The organism is Fibrisoma montanum (genome assembly GCF_003583365.1).
GTDB classification, from domain to species: Bacteria; Bacteroidota; Bacteroidia; order Cytophagales; family Spirosomataceae; genus Fibrisoma; species Fibrisoma montanum.
Map to the genome: position 1 here is coordinate 1,039,524 of NZ_QXED01000001.1, position 22,560 is coordinate 1,062,083.

Annotated in this window: 21 protein-coding genes; 11 read left to right on the forward strand and 10 right to left on the reverse strand. The window is 50.4% G+C overall.

What is annotated here, in order from left to right; translation table 11 throughout:
* On the forward strand, positions 1-630 hold the full coding sequence (locus DYU11_RS04400; protein ID WP_119666393.1) for an LON peptidase substrate-binding domain-containing protein: 630 nt from the start codon (positions 1-3) through the stop codon (positions 628-630).
* A gap of 1 nt (position 631) precedes the next feature.
* Here DYU11_RS04400 and DYU11_RS04405 read toward each other — a convergent pair whose 3' ends face one another.
* Complete coding sequence (locus DYU11_RS04405; protein ID WP_119666394.1) at positions 632-1,783, reverse strand: AI-2E family transporter; 1,152 nt, start codon at positions 1,781-1,783, stop codon at positions 632-634.
* Positions 1,784-1,931: 148 nt separating this feature from the next.
* Between DYU11_RS04405 and DYU11_RS04410 the strand changes: the two genes are divergently transcribed.
* From DYU11_RS04410 to DYU11_RS04420, 3 genes are all read left to right on the forward strand, one after another.
* Positions 1,932-2,669 (forward strand): SdiA-regulated/phytase-like domain-containing protein, encoded by a 738-nt coding sequence (locus DYU11_RS04410; RefSeq protein WP_158600212.1) that lies wholly within the window; start codon positions 1,932-1,934, stop codon positions 2,667-2,669.
* Positions 2,670-2,785: 116 nt separating this feature from the next.
* Positions 2,786-3,493 carry a response regulator transcription factor gene (locus DYU11_RS04415; RefSeq protein ID WP_119666396.1) on the forward strand — a complete coding sequence of 236 codons (708 nt, stop codon included), beginning with the start codon at positions 2,786-2,788 and terminating at the stop codon, positions 3,491-3,493.
* Between the two features lie 86 nt (positions 3,494-3,579).
* Positions 3,580-4,614, forward strand: coding sequence for a sensor histidine kinase (locus DYU11_RS04420; protein ID WP_119666397.1), 1,035 nt, complete (start codon positions 3,580-3,582; stop codon positions 4,612-4,614).
* A gap of 23 nt (positions 4,615-4,637) precedes the next feature.
* On the opposite strand, the gene DYU11_RS04425 is transcribed toward DYU11_RS04420, so the two are convergent.
* The gene (locus DYU11_RS04425; RefSeq protein WP_119666398.1) at positions 4,638-5,411 is read right to left on the reverse strand and encodes a LuxR C-terminal-related transcriptional regulator; all 774 of its coding nucleotides are present in this window, start codon (positions 5,409-5,411) and stop codon (positions 4,638-4,640) included.
* 521 nt (positions 5,412-5,932) lie between these two features.
* Here DYU11_RS04425 and DYU11_RS04430 point away from each other — a divergent pair.
* Complete coding sequence (locus tag DYU11_RS04430; RefSeq protein WP_147367885.1) at positions 5,933-7,048, forward strand: hypothetical protein; 1,116 nt, start codon at positions 5,933-5,935, stop codon at positions 7,046-7,048.
* A 141-nt stretch (positions 7,049-7,189) separates the two neighbouring features.
* Positions 7,190-7,912 (forward strand): hypothetical protein, encoded by a 723-nt coding sequence (locus DYU11_RS04435; protein WP_119666400.1) that lies wholly within the window; start codon positions 7,190-7,192, stop codon positions 7,910-7,912.
* A 63-nt stretch (positions 7,913-7,975) separates the two neighbouring features.
* Here DYU11_RS04435 and DYU11_RS04440 read toward each other — a convergent pair whose 3' ends face one another.
* A complete protein-coding gene (locus tag DYU11_RS04440; RefSeq protein ID WP_119666401.1) occupies positions 7,976-9,235 on the reverse strand; it encodes an aspartyl protease family protein in 1,260 nt (419 codons plus the stop codon).
* A 237-nt stretch (positions 9,236-9,472) separates the two neighbouring features.
* Here DYU11_RS04440 and tpiA point away from each other — a divergent pair, with 237 nt between their 5' ends.
* Together tpiA and DYU11_RS04450 are read left to right on the forward strand one after the other, a co-directional pair.
* Positions 9,473-10,237 (forward strand): triose-phosphate isomerase, encoded by a 765-nt coding sequence (gene tpiA / locus DYU11_RS04445; protein WP_119666402.1) that lies wholly within the window; start codon positions 9,473-9,475, stop codon positions 10,235-10,237.
* A gap of 85 nt (positions 10,238-10,322) precedes the next feature.
* Positions 10,323-10,820, forward strand: coding sequence for a cupin domain-containing protein (locus DYU11_RS04450; RefSeq protein WP_119666403.1), 498 nt, complete (start codon positions 10,323-10,325; stop codon positions 10,818-10,820).
* Positions 10,821-10,854: 34 nt separating this feature from the next.
* Here the strand turns inward: DYU11_RS04450 and DYU11_RS04455 are convergent, their stop codons facing one another.
* From DYU11_RS04455 to DYU11_RS04465, 3 genes are read right to left on the reverse strand one after another with little or no spacing between them, the layout of a single operon-like run.
* On the reverse strand, positions 10,855-11,904 hold the full coding sequence (locus DYU11_RS04455) for a hypothetical protein (protein WP_119666404.1): 1,050 nt from the start codon (positions 11,902-11,904) through the stop codon (positions 10,855-10,857).
* Positions 11,888-12,511: a hypothetical protein gene (locus tag DYU11_RS04460; protein WP_199736661.1), complete on the reverse strand. Its 624-nt coding sequence runs from the start codon at positions 12,509-12,511 to the stop codon at positions 11,888-11,890. The genes DYU11_RS04455 and DYU11_RS04460 overlap by 17 nt, the downstream gene beginning before the upstream one ends.
* A gap of 12 nt (positions 12,512-12,523) precedes the next feature.
* Positions 12,524-13,099, reverse strand: a complete 576-nt coding sequence (locus DYU11_RS04465) for an RNA polymerase sigma factor (protein ID WP_119666406.1) — start codon at positions 13,097-13,099, stop codon at positions 12,524-12,526.
* Positions 13,100-13,613: 514 nt separating this feature from the next.
* Here DYU11_RS04465 and DYU11_RS04470 point away from each other — a divergent pair.
* Both DYU11_RS04470 and DYU11_RS04475 read left to right on the forward strand, forming a co-directional pair.
* Positions 13,614-14,186 (forward strand): hypothetical protein, encoded by a 573-nt coding sequence (locus DYU11_RS04470; RefSeq protein ID WP_119666407.1) that lies wholly within the window; start codon positions 13,614-13,616, stop codon positions 14,184-14,186.
* Between the two features lie 22 nt (positions 14,187-14,208).
* On the forward strand, positions 14,209-16,293 hold the full coding sequence (locus DYU11_RS04475; RefSeq protein WP_119666408.1) for a cation:proton antiporter: 2,085 nt from the start codon (positions 14,209-14,211) through the stop codon (positions 16,291-16,293).
* A gap of 114 nt (positions 16,294-16,407) precedes the next feature.
* Here the strand turns inward: DYU11_RS04475 and DYU11_RS32945 are convergent, their stop codons facing one another.
* The 4 genes from DYU11_RS32945 to DYU11_RS04495 are packed head-to-tail and all read right to left on the reverse strand — an operon-like array spanning position 16,408 to position 19,870.
* A complete protein-coding gene (locus DYU11_RS32945; protein ID WP_147367886.1) occupies positions 16,408-16,725 on the reverse strand; it encodes a hypothetical protein in 318 nt (105 codons plus the stop codon).
* A gap of 56 nt (positions 16,726-16,781) precedes the next feature.
* Positions 16,782-17,756: a DUF8428 domain-containing protein gene (locus DYU11_RS04485; protein ID WP_229365689.1), complete on the reverse strand. Its 975-nt coding sequence runs from the start codon at positions 17,754-17,756 to the stop codon at positions 16,782-16,784.
* Positions 17,757-17,813: 57 nt separating this feature from the next.
* Positions 17,814-19,187, reverse strand: a complete 1,374-nt coding sequence (locus DYU11_RS04490; protein WP_119666411.1) for a HAMP domain-containing sensor histidine kinase — start codon at positions 19,185-19,187, stop codon at positions 17,814-17,816.
* A 2-nt stretch (positions 19,188-19,189) separates the two neighbouring features.
* Positions 19,190-19,870 carry a response regulator transcription factor gene (locus DYU11_RS04495; protein ID WP_119666412.1) on the reverse strand — a complete coding sequence of 227 codons (681 nt, stop codon included), beginning with the start codon at positions 19,868-19,870 and terminating at the stop codon, positions 19,190-19,192.
* Positions 19,871-20,157: 287 nt separating this feature from the next.
* On the opposite strand from DYU11_RS04495, the gene DYU11_RS04500 reads away from it, so the two are divergent.
* Complete coding sequence (locus DYU11_RS04500) at positions 20,158-22,461, forward strand: ATP-dependent helicase (RefSeq protein ID WP_119666413.1); 2,304 nt, start codon at positions 20,158-20,160, stop codon at positions 22,459-22,461.
* The last annotated feature ends 99 nt before the right edge of the window (positions 22,462-22,560 follow it).

The window sequence follows — 22,560 nt, forward strand, 5'->3', positions numbered from 1 at the left end:
ATGGAGAAGACGTTACCCTTATTTCCACTCAACCTCATTGTGTATCCGGGTGAAGACCTGAACCTGCACATTTTTGAGCCTCGTTACCGCCAGCTTGTCAACGAGTGCATCGAAGAAGAAAAAACTTTTGGCATTCCGGCGTTTATCAACAACAAGCTCCCGGGCTACGGTACAGAGATGCACGTGACTACGTTGCACAAGCGCTACGACGATGGCCGGATGGATATTAAAACGAAAGGACTGAGCGTATTTCGGCTGATCAATTTTGAAAACCCGGTTCCCGGCAAATTATACGCCGGCGGAGAAGTACAGCTGGTTGAACCCGGCGATACATACAGTTCGCACATCGACCTGCTGGTTGAGCGGCTGGAGCGGCTCTACGACCTGCTGCAGCTTGAGACTGATTACAATCCCGACGATGAGAACTTCTCGTACCGGGTTGCGCACAAAGTTGGTCTGCCGATTGAGCAGGAGTATGAACTGCTGACGCTGGATACGGAATCCGAACGGCAGCAGTTCCTGATCAAGCACCTCAACAACGTCATTCCGGTGGTGTCGGATATAGAGCGTACAAAACAGCGTATCCGTATGAATGGGCATTTCAAAAACCTGGATCCGCTGAATTTCTAGCTCATTCCTTTTCGTCAATGTCGCCAATCTTTTTGGCCCGCTTCGGCAATTGATTGGTGAGTTCATTCAGGTTTCGGATCGGTGGGCGGGGCTTTTCGGCTTCACCCAGCAGAAAACCATAGGGTTTGAGCGCATCGACGGCATCGAACAGCACTTTGATAATAGCCGTCATCGGCAAGGCCAGAATCAGGCCGGGGAACCCCCAGATCTGCTCCCACAGGATGAGCACAACAATGGCCGCCAGCGGATTGATGCTCACTTTCGACCCGACGATGTAAGGCGTGATGAAATTGCCCTCAATGGTCTGCACAAAAAGGAAAATACCGATCGCCCCCAGCGCTTTCAGTGGATTATCGTCCGTTACGAGCGTATAAGCCGCCGGCAGCAGCGACCCGAGCGAGATACCGAAGTACGGAATCAGCACCAGACAGGCCCCGAAGAAGCCAAAGAAAACGGCGTAATCTACGCCCAGAATCAGTAGGCCTACTGTCATCAACGTACCGATGATCAGAATAACCAGCACTAGCCCCGCCAGGTAATCTTTCACGACGGCGTAGATGCGATACAGCACGGCATCGATCTTTGTACGCCCGACATCCTTGAAGACCTTGTAAAAAAAGGAGCGAAAAAAATCGCGGTATAGCAAAAAGAAGAAGATAAATAACAGCACCAGCACGATATCCGTGAGTGTACTGGTTGTTGCCAGCAGCGTAGTGGTCAGGATGGTTCCGGCCTCCGACAGCAGCTGATTCAGGTATTTAGTGGCCTCGGTAACCTGCCGCTGGCGGTTGATGTTCAGGTTTTCGTCGGCATAGGCCTGAAGACTTCGGATGTAGTTGCTCCCCCGTTCTATTAATTGCGGTATGACTTCGGCAAAGTTGCTGATCTGTAGAGAGAAGGCATACAGAATGCCGACGATCGCAGCCAGCGTGATAATAAGGCACAGAATAACAGCCAGCAGCCGGGGCACCCGCCAGTTTTCGAGCCGCTGAGCCAGCGGAAACAGCAATACCGAAAACAGAATGGCAAACACCAGTGGAATCAGCAGGTCGCGTAGCTCATACAAGCCGTATACGATAATGACGATTGAGATCAGAACGCAGGCAATTTTAGCGTACGATGGCAGTTGTATTTCAGGAGCTCGATTATCCATGACGAATTTTAAACGCTAAGCAATGCTGCATTCGTTGATTGCCTTTCTATTTACTATCAAAACCGCGTTCTGCTCCTGCCGCTCCGACGTGCAACGTAATGGGTTTCAACGGGCCCGCTCAGCGTACAAAGTTACACAGTTGGGACGTTTGCCAAAGGTAGTCAACGAAAGCTCAGGACTGACGTATCAGGTGGTCCGTGGCACCTTTCTGACCCATAACGACGGTGGAGGCCGACCGACACTGTATGAAATTGACCGACGGGGACGCTTGCTGGACTCGATTGTGGTAACTGGGGCAGCCAATGTCGACTGGGAGGATATGGCCCAGCAGGATTCAACGGTTCTGTTCGTGGGCGACTTTGGTAATAATCAGAACAACCGCCGGGATCTGTCCATCTATCGGATCGACCTAAAGCCTACGGTACAGGTTATCCCCCTGCCTTTTCATTTCGCCGATCAGACCGCTTTTCCGCCCCCCCGCAGCCGGCGCAATTTCGACATGGAAGCGATGGTCTGGTACCGCGACAGTCTGCATCTGTTCTCTAAAAACAGATCGTTACGAAATCGCTTCGTGCGGCTCTATAAACTACCCAGCCGACCGGAACCGGCAGTAGCCGGTAAAAGCGCCCTGGAACCCCAGGACTCAATCTACAGCCGGGCGATGGTTACGGGAGCCGCAGTGAGCCCGGATTACCGTACGCTGGCCTTGCTTACCTACGGCAAAATTCTGCTGTTCTCGATTCAGAGCAATCAATTGACTCTTCGGTATCCCAAACAGTGCATCCGGCTACCAAGGGGACAAACGGAGGCCGTTGCGTTTGTTTCCGAAACTGACATGGTTGTGACCAACGAACGGGGGAAACTGTACCTGATCACCAGAAAGTGAATCGTTATACTGTTAAATTTTTGTTAAGTATATCCCACCACATCATAACATAGTGGCTAAGAAGTGTAATTTCGGGCGACCACCGTATTTTTGGTCACTCACCAATACTGCTTCACATGAGTGCTGCTAAAGCTGCTCAACCTCTACACCGGGTTCTGGTAGTAGACGACGACCTTGACATCGTCGAGATGTTGGAATACAATCTTACCAAAGAAGGTTACGAAGTCCGCACAGCCACCGACGGCCGTAAAGCCCTTGAAGTAGCCCGGACGTACTTGCCCGAACTTGTTTTGCTTGACATCATGATGCCTCAGATGGACGGCATCGAAACCGGTCGCCAGCTTCGCGATATTCCGGAGCTGCGTCAGACATACATTCTGTATCTGACGGCCCGATCGGAGGAGTACTCGGAAGTGGCCGCTTTTGAAGTGGGTGCCGACGATTACATCACCAAGCCCATCAAGCCGCGGGCGCTGATGAGCCGGATCAATGCCCTGTTCCGGCGGGAAGCCCAGAAAGCTGACCCCGGCGATCAGATCAACATCGGTACGTTGACCATCAACCGCAAAAACTATTCGGTTAATCAGGCCGATAAGACGGTTATTCTTCCAAAAAAGGAATTTGAACTGCTGTTCTTTCTCGCTCAGCACCCCAACAAGGTATTCAGCCGGGAAGAACTATTGCAAAAAATCTGGGGGGCCGATATCTACGTCCTGGAACGTACCGTAGACGTACACATCCGTAAGCTTCGGGAGAAAATCGGCGACACACACATCCGTACGTTGAAGGGCGTCGGATACATGTTTACTGACCAGCCAGAATAAAGAGTGAAAGGTCGAAAGAGTGAAAGCGCGGAATCAGCCGGTTCGCCTTTTCACTCTTTCGTTCTTTCACTCTTTATCTTTGTATTATGTCACTGAGTCCCCGCATTATCGCGTTGCTGCTGGCCTGCCTGATCTCGGCCCTGACCGTAGCGTTCCTTACGTTTGTCGAGGGCGTTACGCTCAACATGATTTTTGTGGTGGCGGTTTCTTCGTTCGCCATTTCGTTCTTTCTGGTTTTGTATGCCATTGAACTGCTCGTTTACCGGGAGGTGAACAAAATGTACAAAACCATTCACAAGCTGAAGATCCGCGACTTTGCCATATCCCGTAAGAGCATCATCAAAAACACGAATCCGTTTAAGAAACTGAACGACGAGATCTTCGTGTACGTAGCCCGGAAACAGAAAGAGATTGACGAGCTGAAGCGGCTGGAGCAGTTTCGGCGCGAGTTCCTGGCCGACGTCTCCCATGAGTTGAAAACGCCCATTTTTGCCGCCCAGGGGTTTATTCACACCCTGATCGATGGCGCCATCGACGACGATAAGGTTCGGGACAAATTTCTGAACAAAGCGGCTAAAAGTCTCGACGGGCTGGATGCGTTGGTAAAAGACCTCGTAGCGCTTTCGCAACTCGAAACAGGTGAGGTGAAGATGAACTTCGAGCGGGTCGATATCCGCGGCATTGCAGAAGACATTTTTGAGCAACTGGAGAAAATTGCTCACAGCAAACACGCAACGCTACGAATTAAAGCCGACCGGCCGGGTCCAATCTGGGTCAAAGCCGATGCCCAGCGCATTGCCCAGGTGATGACCAACCTGATCGAGAACGCCATCAAATACGGCAATGAAAACGGCCGCGTTCTGGTTTCGTTTGAAGAAGATCGCAAACACTGGTCAATATCCGTACGTGACGACGGCCCCGGTATTCCGCCCGAGCACCTGAGCCGTATTTTCGAACGCTTTTACCGCGTCGAAAAAAGCCGCTCCAAAGACCGGGGCGGCACAGGACTCGGCTTAGCCATTGTGAAGCACATTCTGAACGCTCACAAATCAAAAGTGACGGTAATGAGTAAGCTTGAAAAAGGCACTACGTTCCGGTTCAGACTCGACCGGATGGATTAACCGAACGACGAAGTTTTTCTACGTCAGCCGTTCAGTTGCAGCATCGTAAACAGGTTGTAGAGCGATACCGTATCGTTGGCCCGGAGCTTTTGCAGGATCCGGCGCCGGTGCGTGTCAACGGTGTGTTTGCTTACAAAAACTTTCTCTCCAATCTCGGCGCTGTTAAACCCCTGCATGAGATACCTGACTATTTCTCGTTCCCGCTCCGACAAAGCCTGAAGTTTTGTAATCTGTTTTTGACTCGTATCAATCTGCGCCAGTTTTTCTTTTCCCTTTACACCATACGTACGGACATAGTGTGTGTGGACCGGGAGCTGGTCGGTGACATCAGTCAGTAGAATTAACTTTGCTGACAAGTTTCCGTCTACGTCAAATTCAATTGGCTGAAGCTGTTCCTTGTATAGCCTATAGTGACCCGCTTTATGCATAAAGCGGTACGTACAAAGACTCACCAAATTGAATTTATCCTTGAGGGCAACACAGTCCTTTAAGTAGGCATTTAATTCATCATTGGCATGGGTTAATACCAGTTGATCATCAGGATGAATTTTCTTGGTATACGATTCGTAGCCTTCCTCAAAAAGTTCGTTTAACGTCCAGCCGCACCAGCTTACTGAATTGATACCAAGGTAGCGTATACGCTTAAACGGTATATCGACCAGGATAGGTATCACATTTGCCGCTCGGTATACATGCTCCAGAAGGGGATTTGATTCAACGTGGGGTTCTAGATGCAGCCTGTTTATTGGTAATAGAAGGCCGGCTCTTTTGACAGAATCAACAGATACATTTTCCATTATAATTATTCTTGCTGGTGTGGATTGAATCTAACTTACGTAAAGATTCTGATTATATACTTTATATAATAAAAATTTGTTTTGTTATGTAGTCTCAATTCATGCTTTTAGAACAAGTTGTTACTAAATATTTATTTATATAATACCATAAAACTCAGACAAAATCCAACACCTTTTAATAATTTACACATTAACTATGAACAATAAAACCATGTTCTATATAAATAAATCTTCTTATAAGATTGACTTCCAATAGATTAAAACGGAAGATAAATAAAATATTACGCATTAAAAACGGATTAAAAATACTATATAATCAGTATTTCAGAGGAGCACAAATCAGGATAGTTTTGTCATGGATTTGTCTAGACAAGCTACCCATGTCGAATACACCATTTTCTCATCAAACGGCCCTTTTCAAGAAGCAGACAGAAGCATGCTTGACGGCTGAAATCTTTCTTTCTGTTTGCAAATAGTCCCCAATCATAATTCTCAAACACACACATTTTACACCACAAACAATGAAAACAAGTACACCACAATTCATGCTCGGTACGGGCCTGTCACTGGCCTTACTGTTCGCAGTTAGCTGTAAAAACGAAATTCAGCCGGATGCCAGCTCAACCAATGCAGCCGCGCGAATAGGCGTGGCGTCAACGGCAAGCTGCGCTACTCCCACTTCGCAGCTTATTACATTACCAACAGGATTAAAAGATCAGGATTTCAACTTTGTAGATCAGGATGGTGTGGCCGCTGGAACGCAGATTAACGCTGATGCATCGTTGATCAATAACGACAGGCAATTGCAGGTTACTTCAACAAACACCACCGGTGCTGTTGCAGACCTTGGTAAATTCTTGATAAATGGACCGGATGGTTCATTCCTGAAGTTTAAGATTAAGAATACCATCAGCGTAGGATCGGGGGTACACGTTCTGTTGGAGGTAACATTCAACAGCCTGTCAACATATACCGGCAACAACTCAGGCAAGAAAGCTTTCCGAGACGACCCTAATAATCAGGTTGGTAAGGCTTTTCTGGTAAGCTTAGAATTTTATGACGCATTGGGTAACCCGGGTGGTCCATATACTGGCACGAATAACCTGCCAAGCCTACGTGACATGTATAAGGTTGGCGATGCGTTCTCCAGTACTTCCTGGATCACCTTGCCAACAGGCCTGAGAGACCAAGACTACTCATTTGTAGACCAGTCGGCTTCTATTCCGGGCATGCAAATTGGTACCGAGGTTAATCTTTTGCCTGTAAGTAATATCGCGAATCGTGAATTGCAGGTTAGCGTTGCAGCCGGTTCCAAAAACGGTGGCGCAGCCAATGAACTTATTGGCTTCTATCGGAAAAACGGTCCCGATGGCTCTTACCTGACCTTCTCTATCAGTGAAGTCAGAAAAGTGGGTAGTGGAATTCAGGTTTTATTGAATGTAACGGGTAACTCTTTATCGACTTATACCGGTGATAACCTCAACAAGAAAGCGTTCAGGGACAATAATCCTGTAGGAATGAAGATTATCACCAGCCTGGAGTTTTACGACGCGGCCGGTAACCCGGGTGGACCATATACTGGCACTAACAACCTGCCTGGCTTAAGAGACATGTATGAAGTTGGTACGTGCCAGTAGTCTTATTCTAATTAAAAGCGGTAGTGTAATGACCACTTCGTAATAGTTATTACACTACCGCTTTTCATAAGCACGTGTCGACAATTGAAAAATTGCTTTGCCTTTATTTCTAATTAGTTAATCTCAAAAACAAAATTCCCCATGAAAAAAAGTTTGACTTTGCTTTCGGCGGCTGCTGTGCTTGCCTTTGCCTCATCATGTAACAAAGAAGGAGCTGTTCAGCCCCAACAAGAAGTATCTAATGATGCTGGTGCCAGAGTGGCTGCTGCTAACGAAACGGTAGTTGCTGAAAATTTACCCTTTTTGAACGAGTTTACTAACGCCAATGCCTTAGCAGATGTAGTACGTACTACAGATACTGGAAGACTGTATTTTTACCTGGCAAACACTACTGATAATATAGGCAGAACAAACGGGGCTGGTGATAACCCATCTACTGTAACAGATGCTTTCTCTTACAAAGGCGTAGTCTATGCCTATGGAAAGCACTACAGCAAAGGAAATGTAGTGTACACGCCACGATTCAATGGTGGTTCTTTAAAGTTGGTAGACTTGTTCCAAACCCTATCTGGTGCTGAAGTAGTAAATGGTGCTGCCACCATCGGCGACTTAAGAGCCAGACAAGACGGAAACAGGGTTCGCATCGAACGTACGACTAACGGTGGGCAAACCTGGAACAATATTGGTAGAACCAATGGTAATACGGATGACGGTACGTTGAAAGAGTTTTTTGTGGTAAATGGTGTACCTTTTGCCGTAGTACAGCGCAGAGCAACACAGTTCATTGTTATTACTCCCAGAGGTGATACTGGTAGCGTGAAACTGGTTGACATTGTAGATAATGATTTTGAAATCATTAACTAATCTACAATACATAACCAAAAAAGGGCACTTGCAAATGTGCCCTTTTTTGGTTTGTAGCGATGCTTAAATAAGCCGTTTCAACAAAAACTGGGTGATAAAAATCTTGCCGTCCCGCCGGACCAGCATGGCCACCTCTTTGCCCTCGCCTTTTTGGAGTAGCTTGTAGATATCACTGATTGTCAGTTCGCTGGTCGAGGTATTGTTGACAAACAGCAGTTCGTCTCCTTCTTTGAGCCCTGCCAGATCGGCGGGGGAGTTGTCGATGATCTTTTCAATATAATAATTCCGGAACCGTTCTCCCCGAGCCCGAAGCTCCAGCCCACTCATGTCGTGCTCGAAGCTCTCGCGCAACAGCCGCTTCACCGGTTTAAGAACTACGTACTGGTCGTTGTAATTAAACGTAACGCGAAACCGACGCAGGATTTCGCAGCCTACGTTGCCCTGGCGCTCGGGGGCGTTGACCAGCTTCATCCCAAACGAGGTGCTGTCTGGAAACGAAGCCAGAATATTATCCAGTTCATATCGGCCGAAGCGGACTTTCTGGATACGTCCCAGACTACCGTTTATCACCCCGTTCAGGCCGCGACCCAGCTGCGCCCTGACTACCTTCTCGGGCAACGGCAGCGAGGCCGGATTGCGCGACCGGTCGAGCAGCAGCGCATGACCGGCTCCTGTATCAAGCACAACCCGCAGTGGCAACGATTTCTCCCCATCGAAAATCGAAATAGCGTCGGTGTACGCCTTCGTATCCTGAATGGTAATGGGGTAGCGGTCGCCTTTGCGCTTATGGTATTTATATTTTTTCGGCTGCATCAACGTCAGCTCGCGATGCTGAAAGTCGATCGTAACAACGAAATTAGAGAAGATCTCGTACCCGAAAATACCGTGTACCGGCACACCTACGTACTCCGAAAGCTTGAGAATATCTTCGTCCAGAATGACAATGTTGTGGTGGGAAGCCCGCAGTCCACCAACGCTTAACCGGTTATCAATCGCTACGGATGCCGTCAGGTTGCCGCCTTCGCCCGCACCAGACAGTTTAACCTTTCGGGCCATCTTTAACGATTGTTTTTTGAAGGCAGCCGGATCCGTAATGATTGTGCTGCTGACGCCGGTATCCAGAATAAACTGCAGCGTGTCCGAGTCGTTGATTTTGACCGGAACAATGATCAGATTGGAATGAAGCTGAAAGGGAATGCGGGTCCAGGTGCGGTTGTTGGCAATAAAGAAGCCATACCGATCCTTGTCTGGCGTGCCGTGGTCGTCTGCACAAACCACTACGCAAGCACACATCAGCCCGATCAGCACCAGAAACGTTTTCATGTAGAGCTCTTTATAGCATTGAAATTACTAATTTTTTACCTGAAAAACACAAAATTTTAAATAATGGTTTTTGTAAGCCCGCTTCTATCGTAGTCCGTCTAGAAGCGGCTAAACGAAATAAAACCAAACAGCCTCGGCTAGTTCATCCGAAAAGCCCTATTTTCGCCCGCGGTTGATAAACAAACCAGCCAGCCGATTGATTCGGATAACTGGTTATGAACATGTTAATTCACAATTATGCGTAAAAAAATCGTTGCCGGAAACTGGAAAATGAACAAGAACCTCGACGAAGCCAAAGCACTGGTTTCTGAGGTTATCAACATGGTAAGAGACGAAATTACGGGGGAAGTGGACGTAGTAATCTGCCCGCCGACCGTCTATCTCACTACGTTGCGGCAATACATTCCAACTGAGGGCCGTCTGGCGCTTGGCGCTCAGAATTGCCACGAAAAAGAATCAGGTGCGTACACCGGTGAGGTTTCGGCAGGAATGCTTCAGTCGGTCGGCGTACAATACGTCGTTCTGGGCCATAGTGAACGGCGGCAGTACTTCAACGAAACAAACGCGCAGCTGGCCGAGAAGGTGAACCGTGTACTGGAGGCTTCCATGATTCCTATCTTCTGCTGTGGCGAATCCCTCGATCAGCGGGAAAATGGTGATTATGTCGGGTTTGTCAAATCGCAGCTCACCGAAAGCCTGTTCCACCTCTCGCCCGAGCAGTTTTCGAACGTAGTTATTGCCTACGAACCAATCTGGGCAATCGGTACGGGTCTGACCGCATCGGCCGGTCAGGCACAGGATATGCATTTTGAACTACGGCAGCACATTGCCTCGACCTACGGCGACGAAATCGCTCAGAACACGTCTATCCTCTACGGTGGCAGCGCCAACGAGAAAAACGCAGCCGACCTGTTTGCTCAACCTGATGTCGATGGCGGTCTGATTGGTGGAGCCTCTCTGAAGTCGCGGGAGTTTACCAACATCGTAAAGGCACGGCAGTAGTTCTGCTGGTTGACTGATTGATTTGGGCCCAGCAGGGGTAAGTCTATCAGTCAACCAGTTCGTCAAGACAAAATCCTGAAACGTTATGAACGCTGCCTACTGGGTCAATGCTTTCGGGATGCAGCCGCATCCGGAAGGTGGTTACTACGCCGAAACGTATCGCTCGTCGGAACTACTGCCGAAGGCCGGACTGCCCGACCGATTCTCGGGTAGCCGCAGCGTCAGCACCGCCATTTATTTCCTGCTGGAGAGCCACCACGTATCGGCCCTTCACCGCATCCAGTCGGATGAGGTCTGGCATTTCTACGCGGGTGGCCCATTGGAAGTATTCGTAATTGAGCCTGCTACGGGTAACTTGTCGATTATCCGGCTGGGTGCTGATCCGGATCAGGGAGAGGTGTTTCAGGCGGTTGTGCCGGCCGGAAGCTGGTTTGGTTCAAAGCCGGCGGCCGGAACGGCGTACTCGCTCGTTGGCTGTACGGTTGCACCAGGCTTCGACTTTGCTGATTTTGAACTGGCAAAACCAGAAGAGATGCTACAGCAGTTTCCGCAGCATCGGGCGGTGATTGAGCTTCTTTCATAGCTCGTCCGGGCGGCCCGGACGAGCTATGAAAGAACTATTTAAAACTTACGTTTCCGTAACTGGCTACTACCCGAACTTTAGCCCCGTTGCCGCTACCGACTTTACCAGAATACTGCTTTGTGAAGCGGGGACCCGGGCGATGTTCGCCTTCGTTTGGCTGGTTGTCGAGCGTGATCTGGTTGTTGCTTGGATAATTGAAGCCGCCGTGCGTAACGATTATGTCAAAATTGCAATTTGTTCCTTCGGCCAGGGGCAGCACAACGCTCGAATAGGAAGCGTGAATATCGAGATCGTCGACCGTTTTGGGCAATTGCTCAATTCGGAATCCTTTGGAAAAGCTCATCTTTATCCGCCCCGACTGACGTAGCGTGCCGATAGCCGTTTCAGAATAGCTCACATTAGCATTTAGTCGGTTTGCCTCTCCAATCTTCAGCTTTCCGAACTTATTATTCAATTTGATAGCATTGGCGGATATAACGTCGAGGCTCCCGAACGACATATCCAGGTCGCCATTCTGCATTTCTTTTATGGAAGCCGTTCCAAACTCAACTTTAATGTCCGTGTCGGGATTGCTCAGTTCCGAGGCATAGAAATTACCAAATTTCGATTCAATCTTCAACGGCGCCCGGAACATCGGTATGTTCGTATTGCCGAACTTATTTTTTACGGTTAACGGATTCTGACGAGGCATTGAGATCACGTAATCAATGCGGACATTACTTTTCTTTTCCGCATCTTTTTCTTCCCGGGTCCACGTATCATTACGCTTCTGGATGTTCGTACGGAGCACAATCTGGTCGCCGGCCCGCTTTTCGTCGATCGTTACGGTACTTAAATACTCAGCAACTTTGTCTTCGGTATTGGCGTTGGCCGTGATGGTGATCTGTACCTTAATCTCGTTACGGTTCCATAGCTCAACGCTCACCTGGCCAAACTGGTTATCAACTACCAGATGATCTTTCTCGGAGACGTCGTAGAGCTTGATAATTGTCTTTCGTCGTTCAATCACCCCTGTTTCTTCTCCGGTACCAGCTAACAGCGTTAGTGGCAGGAGGCAAAGAAAAAGGCTATACCACGTTTTCATTCGCTTTCTGGTTTTGATGTTTAATGCGCTCTATCACACGCAATTGTTCGTTGAGAAGATTAATTTGAAGCTGCAAATTCTGAATCATCGCCTGGATTAACACCTCCTGGTTTGGATTCTGGGGTAATTCGGCTTTTAAGCCCTGGTAGCTGTGTTCCAGCCGGTCGAGGTCAGCCGAAAACTGCTCATACAACGCTGGGTTACTACCGGTCATCTGTTTCAGCTCAGCGCGTTTGTTATCGATCAGCTGCGTATAGTGCGCCACCTGCTGCGCATAGGCCGGGCCGGCGGCTACCAGTTCAGACGGCGCAGCGGTCTTTGGCTGGTAATTTTTGTAAAGCAGCGTACCCGCCAGAAGCAGCACCGCTATCGAAGCAGCCACCCGCCAATTCAGGTTAAACCAGCCTCCTGCACCACGCGCTGCGTTTCCGTTCAGCGGGACAACTCTTCCACTTAACGTATCATCACGTTCGTTACCAATCGGATCAGCAAGACCTGGCCCACCAAGACCAGACTCGATTTTTGACCAAAGACCCATTGGCGGTTCAGCGTCGTCGAAGGCTTCGCGGTTGTCGCGAACGAAGCGCTCAAGGTTATCTTTTTTCATCATCCTGTCAGTTTATGTCAGCATTTCCAACAATCGCTTTTTTGCCCGCAGATACTGCGTTCGCGAGGTCGTTTCGCTGATCTTCAAAATGTTGCCAATCTCCTCGTGGTCATACCCTTCGAATAGATACAGCGACAGTACTATACGGTACCCTTCGGGCAGCTGCTGCATGGCCCGCCGGACCCGTTCTACCTCTAGCTGAACACCCTCCTCATCATAAGGTTCAGTGTCTGCGTAATCTGGTCCATCATCTTCCCCAAACCGCCCGGTATCCAGATCGACCAGTTCCAGCCGTCGGCTGCGCAGGTGGTTGATCGCCCGGTTGACGACGATCTGCTTCAACCACGCACCGAACGTCGACTGCCCCCGAAACGACTGAATGTGGTTGAACGCATCCAGAAACGCTTCCTGTAACACATCCTCCGCTTCGGCCTCATGGTTCAGAATGCGCAGACAAACGTTGTACATCGCCTTGGCGTACTGGCGATACAACTCATACTGCGCCCGACGCTCGCCCGCTTGGCAGCGCTTGACCAAATCAGCGTGTCGGTCTGGGTACGTCGGTCCGACGGATCGGTTCGGTTCCAAAAGGTTCAGCGTATCGGGTGGTTTAGGTTGAACGTCGAAACAAAGACAAGCGGAAAGTAAAAACGTTGCACGCGTTTTTAAAAATAAAATACTAAGACATCAAATTCAGCGTTTAACGCCGAACTACCTGATTATGTACTACATGGCAGGGCTTCGGTGCCAAACAGACTACGTGTGCAAACCCGGTTTTTCTGGATAATAAAGACGAATCTATCCATTTCCCGCGTAAATCCACCAGTATCCAAAAAGCCTTACCACGTATCGGCAGGCAATTACCAGTTGGCTTGTTATTGGACCAGCCCTGTGCCTGCGCAAAGAAGCTGTCCCGATTGCCTGCGGCCCACATTCTCCGGAAAATTGTTTACGATAAACAGCCCTGGTACAACGGTGTGCTTTACAGCGTATAACCGGTAAATCTAATATGATTCTAAGGTTGTGTTTGTATGTTCGCAGTGCCAGTTCATCAATTGCCCCGGTAGATTCCGGTTTTGACGACCGTTAACATTCGTATCCAATGAGATTAGCGTTTTGGCTCACGGCCGTGCTGATACTCGCTCTTTCAGGCTGCCGGTTACAGGAGCGGGAAAAGGAGCTTGACCGTCGCACCCAGGAGCTTGATCAAAAAGAGCAACAGCTCGTACTGCGGGAACAACAGCTCAGCCTGAAGGAAGCTGATCTGACCAGGCGCGAAAAAGCACTCACAGCCCCGGTCGACTCCACCGGCGATTCAACCGTTGTGTATAATCCGTACCTGGTTGGCCGGTGGTCGGTGCAGATGCGCTGCACCGAGACCTCATGCGAAGGATCGGCTGTCGGTGACACCAAAACGGAACAGTGGGCGATCAATTACCGGGACAATCGGGTGTTTGCCCAGGCTGTAGCGAATAACGAGCTGTTTCGGGTCTATACCGGCTCCTACAAACAGGACGCCCTGGTCCTGACGGCTCAGCAGGATTCGCTGGCTCCAAACACCAGAATAACCGTCAGTTTACGCTTCAAGACTTCTTCTACCATGGAGGGCCAGCGCGAGATTGTTCGGGAAGGCGTTTGTCGAATTGTGTACGCACTCGAGCTGACCAAGTTATGAGTTTTAACCCCGCCCAATCAGCATGATCCTACTTACCGACCTGGATTTTTCATTACCCCTAAAAAATCCGGTCATCATATTTTCGCTGGTGCTGTTTATCATCCTGTTTGCGCCCATTCTGTTCAACCGCATCCGGATTCCGCACATCATCGGACTGATCATCTCAGGAATCGTGATCGGGCCCTACGGCCTGAATCTGCTCCGGCGCGACAGTAGTATCGTTCTGTTCGGCACGGTCGGGCTGTTGTACATTATGTTCATGGCCGGGCTGGAAATGGATCTGGAAGAATTTCGCAAGAGCCGCAACCGGATCATCACCTTCGGCCTGTACACGTTTCTGACGCCAATGATTCTGGGTACGCTGGCCGCGTTTTATCTGCTGGACTACTCGCTGCTTACCTCACTCCTGCTGGCCAGTATGTTTGCGTCGCACACGCTGCTGGCCTATTCGATCGTCAGCCGCTACGGCATCACGCGCAACCCGGCCGTAACGCTGACCATCGGCGGTACGATGATTACCGACGTACTGGCCCTGCTGGTGCTGGCAACCATCGTCGGGATGACCAAAGGCGATATCAGTTCGGCTTTCTGGCTGCGGCTGTTTGTTTCCTTTGTGATTTTTGCGGCCATCGTCTTATTTATCTTTCCGCTGATTGCCCGGTGGTTTTTCAAAAAATACAACGATAATATTTCGCAGTACATATTCGTGCTGGCGCTGGTGTTTCTGGGTGCGTTTCTGGCCGAAGCAGCGGGCCTGGAGGCCGTTATCGGGGCTTTTCTGTCGGGACTGGCCCTGAACCGGTTCATTCCGCACTCGTCTCCGCTGATGAACCGGATCGATTTTGTCGGCAACGCCCTGTTTATTCCGTTCTTCCTGATTGGCGTCGGTATGCTGGTCGACATTCGGGTACTGTTCAACGGCGTCAGTGCGCTCAAAGTAGCAGCGATTATGATTGCCGTAGCGGTCTCATCGAAATACCTATCGGCCTGGCTGACTCAGAAAACATTCGGCCTGGGCAGGCAGGAGCGTCAGCTAATTTTCGGTCTGAGCAACGCCCGGGCAGCCGCTACGCTGGCCATCGTGCTGGTAGGCTATAACATCATCACCGGCGAAACGATCACTGGCGAACCCATCCGCCTGCTGAACGAAGACGTACTGAACGGCACAATTCTGATGATTCTCGTTACGTGTACCATCAGCTCCTTTGCCGTCGAGAAAGCTTCCGGCCGGATTGCCCTGTTGAGCGAGGAAGAAGGCAGTGTCACCACCGAAATCTCGGAAAAGATCATGATTTCACTGGCTTATCCCGAAACGGTAACTGACCTGGTCAATCTAGGCCTGATGCTGAAGCCGCCCAAGAGCAACGCATCCCTGTACGCCCTTCACATTATTGATGATGAAGACAACCAGAATGGCCGCGCGGCCGGAAAAAAGATGCTGGATTTGGCTATCAGGCACGCAGCCGCTACGGATCATGAGCTTACTCCGCTTACCCGATTCGACGCCAACATCAGCAACGGCATCATCTACACGATTAAGGAACAGAATATCACCGACGTTGTTGTTGGCCTGCATCACGAAGCAGAGGCCACTGATTTCTTTGGTCCGATTGCCGAGCAGATTCTGAAGCGGGTGCCCGAGACCATCTACATCTACAAAACCACCCAACCGCTCAATACGCTTCAGCGGATGGTAGTAGCGGTTCCGCCCAAGGCCGAACTGGAGCCAGGCTTCGGGCATTGGTACGATAAAATCACCAACCTGGCGAAGGAAGCGGGCCTTGATATGCTGTTCTACGCGCACCCGGACACCATCCGCCACCTGGAGAAAATCAGCCAGCGGACGACCAACCCGATCCGGAAAACGTTCAGGAAGTTTCAGAACTGGAGCGACTTTCTGATTCTGGGCCGCGAAATCAAACCCAACGATCTCTTCATGATCATTTCCTCGCGCAAAGGGCACCCCTCCTACAGTGGCCATCTCGACAAGCTGCCTTATTACCTGACGACGTATTTCGAGAGCAACAGTTTCATTATTCTCTACCCGAAACAGCTGGAAACGGCCAGCCTGAACGTAGAACTCTTTACCATTCTCCCCCCTCGCTAGTCAGTGGTCAGCTTGCTGGTTTGGCGATAGCCCCACCAGGGTATAAAAAAAGAGTTCGGCGAAGACTCGTGGTCTTCAACCGAACTCCTGACATAAGGCCCTTAGGGCAACTAATTACCGACGCGGAGGATTACCGCTGGTGCTGCTCTTTGGCTGTTGTGTAGCGGTTGTTGACGAGCTACCCGTCGTCGTACCGGATGTGGCCGTCATTGACCCGCTGGTGCTACCCGTAGTCGTCGGGCTTGACGACATAGTGCCTGAAGACGTTGAGCTGCCCTGGCTGCCGGATGTAGTACCACTCGTAGCCGTTGAGCTTTGCGTACCGGTTGAAGTACCAGATGTAGAGCTGTTTGATGAGTTAGTCGATTGGGCGTTGGCCGCGAAGGCGGTGAGCGCAACGAGTAGCGCGCTGGCTGCCATTACTTTTTTCATAACTTGATTGATTTATGGTTTACATTAAAATTGGTTTGCGTGTTCATTGGGCGTAGCTACTTGACATCAAAGCGGCCATCGCCAATCCGGAAGCCTTCTGCGTAGATCTCTACGGTGTAGACACCTGGCTTGTAGGCACTCTCTTTACGGAACAGGATGTTTACTTCCTGGTCGTTATTCTCAAAAGGTACGGCCTGCCGGATGGTATAGCCGATTTCCCGACCTTCGAACGGTATCACACCGCCTACTCCGCTTTCGCTGACGACCGCCCCGTTGGCATCGAGTATGCGTATGTAAATGTCTTTATCGTTTTTCACCGCTACCGGATTAGCCGGCATAATGAACGATACCTTCAGCCGATCGATCCGCGACGCTTTGTAGCTGCCTCCCCGGCGTTCTTTCCCATTGGCAGCCAGCGCAATTACCTGCACATTAACCGCTTTCATGGCCGACGCGATCGTTACCTGATTCTTCAACTCCGCGTTCTGAAGCGAGTAGTCGGCCAGTGTCTGCGTCAATGCAGCTCGTTCGGTCTTCAGCCCCTCGTTTTCGCTGAGTACGTTTTGCTTTTCCTCTTCGAGCGCCCGGGTTCTGTTTCGCAACAGGCCGTTTTCATCCCGGAGCTTTTGCAGGTCCGATTCGCTCTGAGCCAGAAAATTCCGGTAATCTTTAATTTTCAGGTTGTATTGTTGAATCGAAAAGGTCAGATCAGATTTTAACTTTCTCCTGTCGTTTTCCAACTGCCACTTGATCTGTTCCAGCGCAGCGACGTTGCCGCCAAGCCGACGCACCTCAACCAGCTTTTGGTCAAGCACGGTTGAAATAGAATCCAGTTTCTGCTGGGTAGACGCAAACTGTTCAACCTTCACCGCCAGCAGCTTCTGGACTTCCAGCGCTTCGTTTCGGGAGTCCATGAACAGGTAAGCCAGCAGGGTTGTAACACCTACCAGGGCCGCAATAGCCATGGTTACCAATCCCTGTTTAGCTGTGGTTGCTCCTACTCCCATTGTCTCTTTCAGAAGTGACTGCACAAAACAAGAACACGCAACTTAATGCGGACTTAATCTCACTTTAAATTTACCTTAAAATTACCCGAGGCTGGCCAGCGTCAGCGTGAACGTAGTACCCCGGGGCGTGGAGCTTACTGAAATGGTACCCTGGTGCATCTGGGTTATCTGAGCAACAACGGCCAGGCCGACACCATGTCCTTTGCCTGACTGCGCCGTTGCATCGCTGCGGAAGAAGGGCTCGAAGATGTAGGGTACGTCGGCTTCCGGGATGGGTGGCCCTTCGTTAAAAACGGCAACGGTCAGGCTGCCCTCCTTGGCCTGAAAATCAATTGTAGCCGTTCTGGCCGGCGAAAACTTACAGGCATTATCGACCAGATTCATCAGCAGAACACGTAGGGAGGGCCGATTCCCCTGGGTAAGCAGCGCATCTTCATCGTCCGGGAAGTCGATGAAGTTGAGCTGCACCAGACAATCGGGATGCCATTCCTGATAGTTGGTTTTAACCTCCCACAGCAGTTCATCCATCCGAACCGGTTCGAGCGGTACGTTGCTAACCTGAATCGAGACGTTTGCCAATTCCAGTAACGTAGTGGTCAGCTGCGTCAACGTGCGCGTATCTTCCCGCAGCGACCTCAGCGTTCGTTCATACGCATCCGGCTCCCGTTTTTGAATGAGGGCTACGTCGATCTGCGAATTGATTTTGGTCAAAGGGTTTTTCAGTTCATGCGATACGTTGGCGATGAACATCTTCTGCGTATCGATGGCCTGCTCAATGCGGTCAAGCAACCGATTGAAGGTAGCTACCAGTGCCCCAATCTCATCAAAGCGGTTAGGGTGCTCAACGCGCTTTTCAACATTGGCGGGGTAAATGGCATTCACCTGTTCAATGATCCCCGACATGGGCGCCAGCGCGCGGTCGGCGAAAAACCAGCCGACGACCCCGAGCAGAAAAATTGCCGCCAGAACCATAACCAGCAGAATCTTCTTCAAGTCGCTCAATGCGTCGTTTCCTGGCTGGTCGATTCCGCTGACAATGATCCAGTTTCCGCCTTTCGAATTGGTCAGATAAATGGCGACGAGCTGGTAATCATCCTGTCGTACGTACTGTGTTTCAAGGCCCGGTTTCAGCAGCGGGATTATGCGTTCGTGCAGTTGGTTGTTGGCCGGATTCGTCGTAAACAGAAACGTTCTGGAGGTTGCGTTGTAGACCGAGATGGTTTCGTTCAGCAGCGGATTCTTAACGGCCGCGTCAACGAGTCGAATAACGGTAGTATCGGCCTGTTGTACATCGAAAAGCAGCGTAGTTGTGGTGATAGCCCGGTCCTGAAGTCGTTTATAGAAACGCTGTTCCAGATACAGTTCACTGAAGAAGTAGACCCCGGCCGAAAAGAACAGAAGAATGAGCGTTACCAGAAAGGCAAACTGGCCGGTAAGTCGGGTACGTATGTTCATCGTTACGACTGAATCTTGACAACATAGCCCATGCCGATCTGTGTATGCAGGACTTTGGGTTCAAAATTCTTGTCTATCTTTTTGCGGAGAAAATTTATGTACACCTCAATAACGTTAGTACCCGTGTCGAAGGTAACATCCCACAGTTTTTCGGCTAACTCGACCTTCGAGATTACCCGGCCCTGATTGCGCAGGAAGTATTCGAGCAGTTGAAATTCCTTGGCCGTCAACGCAATTTCTTTGCCCGCCCGCATCACCTGCTTCGTATCCGGATTCAGTTCGAGATCCGCGATTTTAAGCAGCGTTGTGCCCTGAACGACGGCTCCCTGCCGACGGGTCAGAGCCCTGACCCGGGCCATCAGCTCACGAAACTCGAAGGGTTTGATCAGGTAATCGTCGGCCCCGGCATCCAGCCCGATAATTTTGTCGTCAAGCGTACTAAGCGCCGTCAGCATCAGGATCGGTGTTGCGATCTGGGCAGCCCGAAGCTTGCGGCACAGGTCGAGCCCGTTTATGCCGGGGAGGATAATATCGGATATGATCAGCGCGTAGGGCGATCGGGTTGCCAGCTCATAACCAAACGTTCCGTCATAGGCTACATCAACTTCCCACTGATGCTCCTCCAGCCCCTGCTTAATGCTCTGGAGCGTTTTAACTTCATCTTCGATTATAAGGATCTTCATAGCATTACCTCTCTGACTAAAACGTGTACAAGGTATATTCTTGATCGCCTAAACCATACTTTTTGTCATCATTAGTCCGTTCAGGCTGAAAGTTAGGGCCACTAATCAGGACTTACCTGACCCCTGCGGCCAGTTCCTATTCAATGGAGCATCCGGCCGGAATCGTTACTGACCTTCAGCAAATTTTTTCGTAGTTTTGATTGTTATCTGTATAGATGCTGGATATTGGATTTCTGAACGGTAGCGTGTCAATCCAATGTCCAGCATCTATTGTCTAACGTCTTCTTATGGTTGATTATATATCGGGGTTGAATGAACCACAGCGGGAGGCCGTGATGCACGGCAACGGACCGCTGATGATTATAGCGGGTGCCGGTTCGGGCAAAACCCGCGTGCTGACGTACCGCATCGCGTACCTTATCGAAAACGGCGTTGACCCCTTCCGAATTCTGGCCCTGACGTTTACCAACAAGGCCGCGGGTGAGATGCGCCACCGGATCGAAAAGGTGGTAGGCACCGAAGCCCGGAACATCTGGATGGGTACGTTCCACTCCGTGTTCGCCAAGATTTTACGTATTGAAGCTAAAGCCATTGGCTACACCAGTAATTTCTCCATCTACGACACCGATGACTCTAAGTCGCTGCTCAGGAGCATTATCAAGGAAATGGGCCTGGACGATAAAGTGTACCGGGCCAACAACGTCTTCGGGCGGATTTCAGGGGCCAAAAACCGGCTCATTGGTCCGGACGATTACCTGAACAACCCGGTCATTCAGGCTGATGATGCTTCGGCACGAATGCCCGAAATTGGCCGGATCTACAAGCAATACAGCCTGCGGTGCTTTCAGGCCAACGCGATGGACTTCGACGATCTGTTGTTCAACACGAACGTTCTGTTCCGCGATCACCTGGACATTCTGCACAAGTATCAGCATAAGTTTCAGCACGTGATGGTCGATGAGTTTCAGGATACCAACGTATCGCAGTACCTCATCACGCGCAAACTGGCGGCCGTTCACCAGAACATTTGCATTGTAGGCGACGACGCCCAAAGTATCTACGCCTTCCGGGGGGCAAACATCGAAAACATCCTGAACTTTCAGCGCGACTACGGTAAAGAGAACGTCAAGATTGTCAAGTTGGAGCAGAATTACCGCTCGACCAAAACGATCGTTCAGGCGGCCAACTCGATCATTGCCCGGAATAAGAACCAGTTGGAGAAGCACGTCTTCACCGACAATGAAGATGGTCCGCTGATCGAAATCATTAAAGCGTCGTCGGATAACGAAGAAGGGCGGCTGATTGCCTCGTCCATCTTCGAAGCTAAAATGAACGATTCGCTCATCAACAACGACTTCGCGATTCTGTACCGGACCAACGCCCAGTCGCGGGCTTTTGAAGAAGCCTTGCGGAAGGTGAGTATCAAGTACCGGATCATTGGTGGCCTGTCGTTCTACCAGCGGAAAGAGATCAAGGACCTGATCGCCTACCTGCGCTTTACGGTCAACCAGAACGACGAGGAAGCCTTCAAGCGGATTATCAACCTGCCCAAGCGCGGCATCGGCGACACGACCGTAGCGAAGATTGCTGTATTGGCAGCCGAGAAACAGGAATCGATCTGGGGGATCGTTAGCGAGATTACCAAACACGTAGCGGGCCGGGCGGGTATCGCCATCGAGGGCTTTGCCGACCTGATCAAGAGCTTTATGCTCCTTCTGGACAAGAAAGATGCTTTTGAGGTAGCCTCCCACATTGCCAAAGCGTCCGGTTTGCTGAAAGAACTGTACGAGGATAAGACCGTTGAAGGGCTGGCTCGGTATGAGAACGTTCAGGAATTGCTTAATGCGATCAAAGAGTTTGTCGACAACCCCGAAAACGACGACAAGAGCCTCGGCGCGTTCCTGCAAACCGTATCGCTCCTGACCACCGCTGACGAGAAGGAAGACGACGGCGACAACGACAAGGTGACGCTGATGACCATCCACGCAGCCAAGGGCCTGGAGTTTAAGTACGTTTATATTGTTGGTCTGGAGGAGGATCTGTTCCCGAGCCAGATGATGCTCGAAAGCCGCAACGACCTGGAAGAAGAACGGCGACTGTTCTACGTAGCCATCACCCGCGCCGAGAAACGCCTGACGATGTCGTATGCCGAGACGCGCTATAACTACGGTCGTCTGAAGGTCTGCGAACCGAGCCGGTTCCTGATGGAGATGGACCAGCGTTATTTGAAAATGTCGCGGATGCGGTCGGTTTCACAGGAATCAGCGAGCTACGAGCGGCCGGAACGTGAAGTTCGCGACCGCAACGATACGCCATCGGGCGGCTCAATGAGCTTCGTGCGCTCATTGGCGCAGCGCACAGCGCAACGGCAGGCTCCGCAGCCAACCTCAACGCATACACCTTCTGCCGACTTTGCTCCGAGCGATACGTCGAAGCTGGCTTCGGGCATGAAGGTCGAACACCCGAAGTTTGGCTTCGGCATTGTAAAGAGTATGGACATCAACGGCACTGAGCGCAAGGCTACCATTCAGTTTGATACGGCCGGTGAGCGGACCTTGCTATTGAGCTTTGCTAAACTGAGGATCGTTTAACAAATCGAGACTACTAAAAGCCGGGGCCAGACAGGCTCCGGCTTTTTTGTGGGCAGACACGGTAGATTGCAATAGTATCTTCTTTTTGTTCTGAAGATT

Excerpts from the sequence above, each read along its gene's own strand:
- DYU11_RS04400 (WP_119666393.1), top strand. The coding sequence starts at position 1 with ATGGAGAAGACGTTACCCTTATTTCCACTCAACCTCATTGTGTATCCG.
- DYU11_RS04490 (WP_119666411.1), bottom strand. The coding sequence starts at position 19,187 with ATGAACATACGTACCCGACTTACCGGCCAGTTTGCCTTTCTGGTAACG.
- DYU11_RS04425 (WP_119666398.1), bottom strand. The coding sequence starts at position 5,411 with ATGGAAAATGTATCTGTTGATTCTGTCAAAAGAGCCGGCCTTCTATTA.
- DYU11_RS04475 (WP_119666408.1), top strand. The coding sequence starts at position 14,209 with ATGATCCTACTTACCGACCTGGATTTTTCATTACCCCTAAAAAATCCG.
- DYU11_RS04450 (WP_119666403.1), top strand. The coding sequence starts at position 10,323 with ATGAACGCTGCCTACTGGGTCAATGCTTTCGGGATGCAGCCGCATCCG.
- DYU11_RS04470 (WP_119666407.1), top strand. The coding sequence starts at position 13,614 with ATGAGATTAGCGTTTTGGCTCACGGCCGTGCTGATACTCGCTCTTTCA.
- DYU11_RS04435 (WP_119666400.1), top strand. The coding sequence starts at position 7,190 with ATGAAAAAAAGTTTGACTTTGCTTTCGGCGGCTGCTGTGCTTGCCTTT.
- DYU11_RS04440 (WP_119666401.1), bottom strand. The coding sequence starts at position 9,235 with ATGAAAACGTTTCTGGTGCTGATCGGGCTGATGTGTGCTTGCGTAGTG.
- DYU11_RS04420 (WP_119666397.1), top strand. The coding sequence starts at position 3,580 with ATGTCACTGAGTCCCCGCATTATCGCGTTGCTGCTGGCCTGCCTGATC.
- DYU11_RS04495 (WP_119666412.1), bottom strand. The coding sequence starts at position 19,870 with ATGAAGATCCTTATAATCGAAGATGAAGTTAAAACGCTCCAGAGCATT.
- DYU11_RS32945 (WP_147367886.1), bottom strand. The coding sequence starts at position 16,725 with ATGAAAAAAGTAATGGCAGCCAGCGCGCTACTCGTTGCGCTCACCGCC.
- tpiA (WP_119666402.1), top strand. The coding sequence starts at position 9,473 with ATGCGTAAAAAAATCGTTGCCGGAAACTGGAAAATGAACAAGAACCTC.
- DYU11_RS04500 (WP_119666413.1), top strand. The coding sequence starts at position 20,158 with ATGGTTGATTATATATCGGGGTTGAATGAACCACAGCGGGAGGCCGTG.
- DYU11_RS04455 (WP_119666404.1), bottom strand. The coding sequence starts at position 11,904 with ATGAAAACGTGGTATAGCCTTTTTCTTTGCCTCCTGCCACTAACGCTG.
- DYU11_RS04460 (WP_199736661.1), bottom strand. The coding sequence starts at position 12,511 with ATGAAAAAAGATAACCTTGAGCGCTTCGTTCGCGACAACCGCGAAGCC.
- DYU11_RS04405 (WP_119666394.1), bottom strand. The coding sequence starts at position 1,783 with ATGGATAATCGAGCTCCTGAAATACAACTGCCATCGTACGCTAAAATT.
- DYU11_RS04415 (WP_119666396.1), top strand. The coding sequence starts at position 2,786 with ATGAGTGCTGCTAAAGCTGCTCAACCTCTACACCGGGTTCTGGTAGTA.
- DYU11_RS04430 (WP_147367885.1), top strand. The coding sequence starts at position 5,933 with ATGAAAACAAGTACACCACAATTCATGCTCGGTACGGGCCTGTCACTG.